The sequence below is a fragment of the Pseudomonas sp. 15C genome (assembly GCF_055484735.1).
Map to the genome: position 1 here is coordinate 24,444 of NZ_JBUDGD010000055.1, position 9,403 is coordinate 33,846.

The following is a 9,403-nucleotide window of genomic DNA, read 5'->3' on the forward strand; positions in this document are numbered from 1 at the left end:
ATGCTGGTTTTTTCTGCATTTACCTGCACCCATTGGGTTGTGATCACCATGAATACTTCAACTGCCAAAGCCCACATCGAACTGGCGCCACCCCAGCGCAAACTGCGCATGCGCAATCCCGGCTGGTTTCTGGTCAGCCCATCGGTGGCCCTGTTGCTGCTGTGGATGATTGTGCCGCTGGGCATGACGCTGTACTTCTCGATGATCCGCTACAACCTGCTCTACCCCGGCGAAAACGAATTCGTCGGGCTGGAGAACTTCACCTACTTCCTGACCGACTCGGGCTTCATGCCTGGCGCCACCAATACGTTGCTGCTGGTGGGCAGCGTGTTGCTGATCAGCGTGGTGTTCGGCGTGTTGATCAGTGCGCTGCTGGAAGCGAGCGAGTTTCTCGGTCGCGGTCTGGTGCGGGTCATGCTGATCTCGCCGTTCTTCATCATGCCCACGGTTGGCGCGCTGATCTGGAAAAACCTGATTTTTCATCCGGTGTCGGGAATCCTTGCCTACATCTGGAAGCTGTTCGGCGCACAACCGGTGGACTGGCTTGCCCACTACCCCTTGCTGTCGATCATCATCATTGTCTCGTGGCAATGGCTGCCCTTCGCAATCCTGATTCTGATGACCGCCATGCAGTCGCTGGATCAGGAACAGAAAGAAGCTGCGCGACTGGACGGCGCCGGCCCGATCGCGATTTTCTGGCACCTGACCTTGCCGCATCTGGCGCGGCCGATTGCCGTCGTGGTGATGATCGAAACGATCTTCCTGCTGTCGGTGTTCGCCGAGATTTTCACCACCACCAATGGCGGCCCCGGTTACGCCTCGACCAACCTCGCCTACCTGATCTACAACCAGGCCCTGGTGCAGTTCGACGTCGGCATGGCCTCGGCGGGCGGCTTGATTGCCGTGGTCATCGCCAACATCGCGGCGATCATTCTGGTGCGAATGATCGGCAAAAACCTGACTGACAAAGCCTGAGGCCCGCCATGACTCTCCAACAATCCCGCCGTTTGCAAAGCCTGTTGCTCGGCACTTTGGCTTGGGCCATCGCGATCGTGATCTTTTTCCCGATCCTGTGGATGGTGATGACCAGCTTCAAGACAGAAATCGATGCGTTCGCCACGCCGCCGCAATTCATCTTCATGCCGACGCTGGAGAACTACCTGCACATCAACGAGCGCAGCGACTATTTCAGTTTCGCCTGGAACTCGGTGGTGATTTCCTTCAGCGCTACGGCCCTGTGCCTGCTGATCGCGGTGCCGGCGGCGTACTCGATGGCGTTCTACGAAACCCAGCGCACCAAAGGCACGCTGCTGTGGATGCTCTCGACCAAGATGCTGCCACCCGTGGGCGTGTTGATGCCGATCTACCTGCTGGCGAAGAGTTTCGGCCTGCTCGACACGCGCATCGCGCTGATCGTGATCTACACGCTGATCAACCTGCCGATCGTGGTCTGGATGGTTTACACCTACTTCAAGGACATCCCCAAAGACATCCTCGAAGCCGCCCGCCTCGACGGTGCCACGCTGTGGCAAGAGATGGTTCGCGTACTGCTGCCGATCGCCAAGGGCGGCCTCGCCTCGACCGTGCTGCTGTCGCTGATCCTGTGCTGGAACGAGGCGTTCTGGTCGCTGAACCTGACCTCGTCGAAAGCCGCGCCGCTGACCGCACTGATCGCTTCGTATTCCAGTCCCGAAGGTTTGTTCTGGGCCAAGTTGTCGGCCGTGTCGACGCTGGCCTGCGCGCCGATCCTGATCTTCGGCTGGATCAGCCAGAAACAACTGGTGCGTGGCCTCTCGTTCGGCGCCGTGAAATGAACATCCCAAACCCAACACAACTCCCTGTAGGCCTTCGCCTGCTCGCGATGAGGCCATGTCAGTCGACATCATTGTTGAATGACACTCCGCTATCGCGAGCAGGCTCACCCCTACAGAAAAGCGCGTCCGGCTTAACAGAATAAAAACCATGGAGGCCCATCTCATGGCCAACCTGAAAATCAAGAATCTGCAAAAAGGCTTCGAAGGTTTTTCCATCATCAAGGGCATCGACCTTGAAGTGAACGACAAGGAATTCGTGGTCTTTGTCGGGCCGTCGGGCTGCGGCAAATCCACCCTGCTGCGTTTGATTGCAGGTCTGGAGGAAGTCAGCGACGGCACCATCGAACTCGATGGTCGCGACATTACCGAAGTCAGCCCGGCCAAGCGCGATCTGGCGATGGTGTTCCAGACTTACGCGCTGTACCCGCACATGACCGTGAAGAAGAACATGTCGTTCGCCCTCGATCTGGCCGGCGTGCCGAAAGCCGAAGTCGAGAAGAAAGTCGGCGAAGCGGCGCGGATCCTTGAGCTTGGCCCGATGCTTGAGCGCAAGCCGAAACAGCTCTCCGGTGGCCAGCGTCAACGCGTGGCGATCGGCCGCGCCATCGTGCGCAACCCGAAGATTTTCCTCTTCGACGAACCGCTGTCCAACCTTGACGCCGCGCTGCGCGTGCAGATGCGCCTGGAACTGCTGCGCCTGCACAAAGACCTGCAAGCGACGATGATTTACGTGACCCACGATCAGGTCGAAGCGATGACCATGGCCGACAAGGTCGTGGTGCTCAACGGTGGCCGCATCGAACAGGTCGGCTCACCGCTGGACCTGTATCACAACCCGGCCAACCTGTTTGTCGCCGGTTTTCTCGGCACGCCTAAGATGGGTTTCCTCAAGGGCAAGATTGCCCGCGTCGATGCGCAGAGCTGCGAAGTCGCGCTGGATGCCGGCACGCGCATCAACCTGCCGTTCAACGCCGCCAGCCTCAGCGTCGGCAGCGCGGTGACGTTGGGCATTCGCCCGGAACATCTGGAACTGGCGCAACCGGGCGATTGCAGCCTGGCGGTGGTTGCCGACGTCAGCGAACGCCTGGGCAGCGATACGTTCTGCCACGTCACCACCAACGCCGGCGAAGCCCTGACCATGCGCGTGCGCGGTGATCTCGCCAGCCGTTATGGCGAACAGCTGAACCTGCACCTGGACGCCGCCCACTGCCATTTATTCGATGCCGAGGGCGTGGCGTTGACCCGCCCGCTGCGTGCCGCGGCCTGATTTCGAGACTATCCGATGAAACTCAACCAACAGAACCTCAACCGTCTCGCCGCCGAAGTGCAACTGCCGGCCTATCGCCTCAGCGACACCCGCCAGGGCATTGCGCACATTGGCGTCGGCGGCTTCCATCGCGCGCATCAGGCGTACTACACCGACGCCTTGATGAACAGCGGCGAAGCCCTTGATTGGGCGATCTGCGGTGTCGGCCTGCGCGCCGAAGACCGCCGCGCCCGAGACGATCTAAAGGAGCAGGATTACCTGTTCACCCTGTTCGAACTCGGTGACAGCGATGACACCGAAGTACGAGTGATCGGCGCCATCCGCGACATGCTGCTGGCCGAGGATGGCGCTCAGGCATTGATCGACAAACTCGCCGATCCGCAGATCCGCATCGTTTCGCTGACCATCACCGAGGGCGGCTATTGCATCGACGACAGCAACGGCGAATTCATGGCGCACCTGCCGCAGATCCAGCATGACCTGGCTCATTCAGAGGCGCCGAAAACCGTGTTCGGCTTTCTTTGTGCAGCCCTGGAAAAACGCCGGGCGGCGGGGATTCCGGCGTTTACCGTGATGTCCTGCGATAACCTGCCGCACAACGGCGCGGTAACGCGCAAGGCGCTGCTCGCGTTTGCCTCGTTGCGCAACAGCGATCTGTGCAACTGGATCGACACCAATGTCAGCTTCCCCAACGCGATGGTCGATCGCATCACGCCAATGACCAGTACCGCGCATCGCTTGCAACTGGCCGACAAACACGGGGTCGACGACGCCTGGCCGGTGGTCTGCGAGCCGTTTGTGCAATGGGTACTCGAAGACAAATTCGTGAATGGCCGTCCGGCGTGGGAGAAGGTCGGCGTGCAGTTCACCGACGACGTTTCGCCCTATGAAGAAATGAAGATCAAGCTGCTCAACGGCAGTCACCTGGCGCTCACCTATCTTGGTTTTCTCAAGGGCTATCGCTTCGTCCACGAAACCATGAATGACCCGTTGTTCGTGCGTTACATGCGCGCCTACATGGACCTTGACGTGACCCCGCAACTGGCGCCCGTGCCGGGCATCGACCTGAGCGATTACAAGGACACGCTGGTCGCGCGGTTTTCAAATCAGGCGATTGCCGATCAACTGGAGCGGGTGTGTTCAGACGGCTCATCGAAATTTCCCAAGTTCACCATCCCGACGATCAATCGGCTGATCGCCGATGGCCGCGAGACCCGGCGCGCTGCACTGGTCGTGGCGGCGTGGGCGCTGTACTTGAAGGGTATCGATGAGAATGGCGATACGTACACGATTCCTGACCCACGGGCGGCATTTTGTCAGGCGTTGGTGGTGGACGATGAGTTGATCACTGAGCGGTTGCTGGGGGTCGAGGAGATTTTTGGTGCGGCGATCCCGAAATCGGCGGAGTTTGTGGCGGCGTTCGAGTGGTGCTACAACAGCTTGCGCGATGAAGGCGTGACGCGAACGCTGGAACGAGTGCTCGCCTGAAAAGCCCCCTCACCCTAACCCTCTCCCAAAGGGAGAGGGAACTGACCGTGGTGGCTGCGAGTGACTGATCGTTCCCACGCTCTGCGTGGGAATGCAGCCCGGGACGCTCTGCGTCCCACCAAAAAGCGAACAGCGGACGCGGAGCGTCCATTGAGGCATTCCCACGCTGAGCGTGGGAACGATCGATATTGAGTCGAACGCTGGATTTGGACATCCCCCGATCTGCTCCCTTCCCCCTCGCCCCCTTTGGGGGAGAGGGCTGGGGAGAGGGGGTAGCTTTTGATCTTCAACACAATCCGACCGGTGCATAAATGACAACAACAAAGCTCTTCCTCGGCATCGACTGCGGCACCCAAGGCACCAAAGCGATCATCCTTGACGCCCTCAGCGGTCAAGTCCTCGGCCAGGGCGCCGCCGCCCACACCATGATCAGCGGCGCCAACGGTCGTCGCGAGCAAGACCCGCAGCAATGGCTGGAAGCCTTCGCCCTCGCCACCCGCCAGGCGTTACAGGCCGCCGATGTCGATGGTCAAGACATCCTCGGCATCGGCGTTTCCGGCCAGCAGCACGGTCTGGTCCTGCTCGACGATCAAGGCGAAGTGCTGCGCCCGGCCAAGCTTTGGTGCGACACCGAAACCAGCCCCGAAAACGACCGGTTGCTCAGCCATCTGGGCGGCGAGCAAGGTTCGCTGGAACGTCTGGGCGTGGTCATTGCGCCGGGTTATACCGTTTCGAAACTGCTCTGGACCAAGGAGCAACACCCCGTCGTCTTCTCCAGCATTGCACGCATTCTGCTGCCCCACGACTACCTGAACTTCTGGCTGACCGGACGCGCCTGCAGTGAATATGGCGATGCTTCCGGCACTGGCTATTTCAACGTGCGCACCCGCCAGTGGGATTTGCAATTGCTGCGCGACATCGACGCCAGCGGACGTCTGCAAGCGGCGCTGCCCGAGCTGATCGAAGCCCACGAAGCGGTCGGCACGATCCTCCCGGCGATCGCCGAACAGCTTGGCCTGAACCGCAACGCGCGGGTCGCCAGTGGCGGTGGCGACAATATGATGGGCGCCATCGGCACCGGTAACATTCAGCCCGGCGCGATCACCATGAGCCTCGGCTCTTCCGGCACGGTATACGCCTATTCCGACACAGCGACCGTCAGCCCGGACGCTTCGGTGGCCACGTTCTGCTCGTCCAGCGGCGGCTGGCTGCCGCTGATCTGCACAATGAACCTGACCAACGCCACCGGTGCGATTCGCGAGCTGTTCGCGCTCGATTTGCAGCACTTCAACGATCTGGTCGCCCAAGCCCCGATCGGCGCCGACGGCGTGTGCATGCTGCCATTCCTCAACGGCGAGCGCGTCCCCGCCCTGCCCCACGCCACCGGCAGCCTGCACGGGCTGACGCTGGACAACCTCACCCAGGCCAACCTGTGCCGCGCCGCCGTCGAGGGCACGACCTTCGGTTTGCGTTACGGACTGGATCTGCTGCGCCGCAATGGTTTACAAAGCCTGCGCATCTGCCTGATCGGCGGTGGCTCGAAAAGCGCCGTGTGGCGGCAGATCGTCGCCGATATCATGAACACCCCGGTCATTTGCACCGAGCAAAGCGAAGCTGCGGCGCTTGGCGCGGCGATTCAGGCGGCGTGGTGCACGGCGTCGGCTAATGGTGAGCAAGACAGCCTCGAAGACTTGTGCCAACGCTGCGTAAAACTCGATGCCGGCAGTGAAACCCTGCCGATCGCCGCCAATGTCGCGGCGTTCCAGCAGGCTTATGAACGCTATCAACAGCATGTCGCAACCCTTTAAAGAGCAAACAATCATGTACCTGGTGTGTGGCGAAGCCCTGTTCGATTTTTTCAGTGAAGACGATGCCAGCGGTCTGGCCTCGAAGGTCAATTTCAAGGCGATCGCCGGCGGTTCGCCGTTCAACGTCGCCGTCGGTTTGCGCCGCCTGGGTGTGGACTCGGCGCTGTTTGGCGGCTTGTCCACCGACTACCTCGGTCGGCGCTTGCAGCAGGTGTTGAAGGACGAAGGCGTGCGCTCGGATTATCTGGTGGAGTTCGCCGCGCCGACCACGCTGGCGATGGTCGCGGTCGGCGCCAACGGCTCGCCGCATTACAGCTTTCGTGGCGAAGGCTGCGCCGACCGGCAATTGAGCGCGGCGCATCTGCCGACCCTCGGTACCGAGGTACGCGGCCTGCACGTAGGCTCGTTTTCGCTGGTGGTGCAGCCGATCGGCGACGCCCTGCTGCAACTGGTGCAGCGAGAAAGCGGCCAGCGCCTGATCACCCTCGACCCGAACGTACGCCTCAATCCTGAACCGAACATCGAGCTGTGGCGCGAACGCATTGCCACGCTGGTGCCGCTGGTAGACCTGATCAAGGTCAGCGATGAAGACCTGAGCCTGCTCTATCCCGAACAGGATCCGCAGCAGGTCATCGAGCGCTGGCTCAAGCATCGCTGCCAGATCGTTTTCCTCACCCGTGGCGGCGACGGCGCCAGCGTCTTCAGCAGTCAGCATGGGCATTGGTCGGTGCCGGCCGCTTCGGTGAAGATCGCCGACACCGTGGGCGCTGGCGATACCTTCCAGGCCGCGCTGATTACCTGGCTGACCGAGCACGACCTGGATTCGGTCGAAGGCGTGCAGCAACTGGCCCGGGATCAGATCGACGCCATGCTGCGCTTCGCCGTCCAGGCCGCCGCGCTGACCTGCAGCAAGACCGGCCCGGACCTGCCCTATCGTCATCAGTTGAGCTGAGCGCGTAGACTGTCGGCTTTTTGCGCACGACGGGATACCGCTTTTGAAATACGGGCAGACGCTTGGACTAGTCACACTGGCAGCACTTATGACCGGGTGCGGCACCTCGCCGCCCCGTTCACCGGAAGACATCTGCGAGATCTTTCGCGAAAAAAGCGACTGGTACGACGCCGCGCAAGTCACGCAAAAACGCTGGGGGGTGCCGATTCAGGTGCCCTTCGCGATCATGTATCAGGAGTCCGGTTACCGCTACGATGCCAAGACCCCGCGCAAATACCTGCTGTGGGTGATTCCGTGGGGTCGGGTGTCGACCGCCTCGGGTTACGCGCAGGCCAAGGATGAAGTCTGGGCCGACTACCAGAAAAGCACCGGCCGCAACTGGGCCGACCGCGAAGACTTCGATGACGCCATCGATTTCATCGGCTGGTACATGGACAAGACCACCTCGATCAATGGCGTCTACAAATACGACGCCTATAACCAGTACCTCAACTACCACGAAGGCTGGGGCGGCTTCCGCAACAAAACCTACGCCAGCAAATCCTGGCTGCCCCCGACCGCGCGCAAGGTGCAGGTTCGCTCTGATACTTATGCGCGGCAATATGCCGGGTGCAAAGAGGATCTGGATCGGGGCTTCTGGAGCCGGTTCTGGCATTGGTTGTAGCAGTGACTGTTCGACCGCTATCGCTAGCAGGCTAGCTAGCTCCCACAATTGAACTCTCATGCCTGAATCCCATTCCCCTGTGGGAGCCAGCCTGCTGGCGATAGCGGTCTACCAGACGCCAACGATCGCCACCTGCCGTACTCCCCGGCAACTTCGACAGTTGAATCTCCAACATCAACGCGTAAGAAAAGTCGCCAATAGCCAAGGCCACACCCCGCCAACCACCCGGGTTCATTAGCCGAAACGCCCCCCCCTAAGGGTTTTCCCTATACCCCATACCCACCCCACCTACGCCTTTTGCGCCTTGAACGAGACGGCTTAATCCTGCAACATCTGTGTCCTGCTTATTCACGGACGGAATTCAAGGCATGCTGGACGCCAACGCTACCCACATCACCCTCACCCTCGAAGGCGCCAACGCCGACCTGCAGGTCCTCAGCTTCACCGGTCGCGAAGCCCTGAATGAGCCGTTCCGTTTCGACCTCGAACTGGTCAGCGCCCGACCCGACCTCAACCTCGAAGAGCTGCTGCACAAGCCCGGCGTGCTGACCTTCGGCGCAACCGGCGAAGGCAAGATCCACGGTCTGGTCTATCGCATCGAGCAAGGCGACTCCGGCAAGACGCTGACTCGTTACAGCCTCAGCCTGGTGCCGCAACTGGCCTACCTGCGGCACAACCACGATCAGCAGATTTTCCAGCAACTGACCGTGCCGAAAATCATCGCTCAGGTGCTGGAAGACCGCGGCATCCTCGCCGACGCGTACAGTTTTCAGCTCGGCGCCGAATACCCGGAACGCGATTACTGCGTGCAGTACGACGAGTCCGACTTGCATTTCATTCAGCGCCTGTGCGAAGAGGAAGGTATTCACTTTCACTTCCAGCACAGCAGCAGTGGCCACAAACTGGTGTTCGGCGACGATCAGACGGTCTTCCGCAAGCTCAAACCCGTGAGCTACCAGCAGGACTCCGGCATGGCCGCCGACAAACCGGTGATCAAACGCTTCAACCTGCGCCTGGAAACCCGCACTACCCGCGTCAGCCGCCGCGACTACGATTTCGAGAAACCCAAGCTTTTGCCCGAGGGTGCGGTCAAGTCCGAATTCGCCCCCGACCTCGAGGACTACGACTACCCCGGCCGCTTCACCACCCGCGAGCGCGGCAAGTTCCTCTCGACCCGCGCGCTGGAACGCCATCGCAGCGACTACAAACTCGCCGAAGGCAAAGGTGATGAACCAACCCTGACCAGCGGCCATTTCCTCACGCTCGCCGAACACCCGCGCGCCGAATGGAACGACCTGTGGCTGTTGCTCGAAGTCTTCCACGAAGGCAAACAACCGCAAGTGCTCGGCGAAAACGTCACCAGCGACGTCACCGACAACAAAAGCGATTTCCACCAGGGCTACCGCAACA

General features: G+C 60.8%; 8 protein-coding genes. All 8 read left to right on the forward strand.

Translation table 11 applies throughout. The features are described from left to right. The first annotated feature begins 48 nt into the window (after nucleotides 1-48). A complete protein-coding gene (locus ACYYKW_RS21885) occupies nucleotides 49-975 on the forward strand; it encodes a carbohydrate ABC transporter permease (RefSeq protein WP_464991142.1) in 927 nt (308 codons plus the stop codon). A gap of 8 nt (nucleotides 976-983) precedes the next feature. Continuing rightward, on the forward strand, nucleotides 984-1,814 hold the full coding sequence (locus tag ACYYKW_RS21890; RefSeq protein WP_090283315.1) for a carbohydrate ABC transporter permease: 831 nt from the start codon (nucleotides 984-986) through the stop codon (nucleotides 1,812-1,814). A gap of 163 nt (nucleotides 1,815-1,977) precedes the next feature. Beyond that, nucleotides 1,978-3,081 carry an ABC transporter ATP-binding protein gene (locus ACYYKW_RS21895; RefSeq protein WP_090288524.1) on the forward strand — a complete coding sequence of 368 codons (1,104 nt, stop codon included), beginning with the start codon at nucleotides 1,978-1,980 and terminating at the stop codon, nucleotides 3,079-3,081. Between the two features lie 15 nt (nucleotides 3,082-3,096). Next, complete coding sequence (locus ACYYKW_RS21900) at nucleotides 3,097-4,569, forward strand: mannitol dehydrogenase family protein (RefSeq protein WP_464991143.1); 1,473 nt, start codon at nucleotides 3,097-3,099, stop codon at nucleotides 4,567-4,569. 311 nt (nucleotides 4,570-4,880) lie between these two features. Then, entirely contained in the window at nucleotides 4,881-6,377 is a 1,497-nt protein-coding gene (gene xylB / locus ACYYKW_RS21905; protein ID WP_464991144.1) for a xylulokinase, read from the forward strand. Between the two features lie 13 nt (nucleotides 6,378-6,390). Then, nucleotides 6,391-7,329 carry a carbohydrate kinase family protein gene (locus ACYYKW_RS21910; protein WP_464991147.1) on the forward strand — a complete coding sequence of 313 codons (939 nt, stop codon included), beginning with the start codon at nucleotides 6,391-6,393 and terminating at the stop codon, nucleotides 7,327-7,329. Nucleotides 7,330-7,372: 43 nt separating this feature from the next. Beyond that, nucleotides 7,373-7,993 (forward strand): transglycosylase SLT domain-containing protein, encoded by a 621-nt coding sequence (locus tag ACYYKW_RS21915; protein ID WP_464991145.1) that lies wholly within the window; start codon nucleotides 7,373-7,375, stop codon nucleotides 7,991-7,993. Nucleotides 7,994-8,361: 368 nt separating this feature from the next. Continuing rightward, on the forward strand, nucleotides 8,362-9,403 hold a 1,042-nt coding region (gene tssI / locus ACYYKW_RS21920), incomplete at its 3' end, for a type VI secretion system tip protein TssI/VgrG (protein ID WP_464991146.1).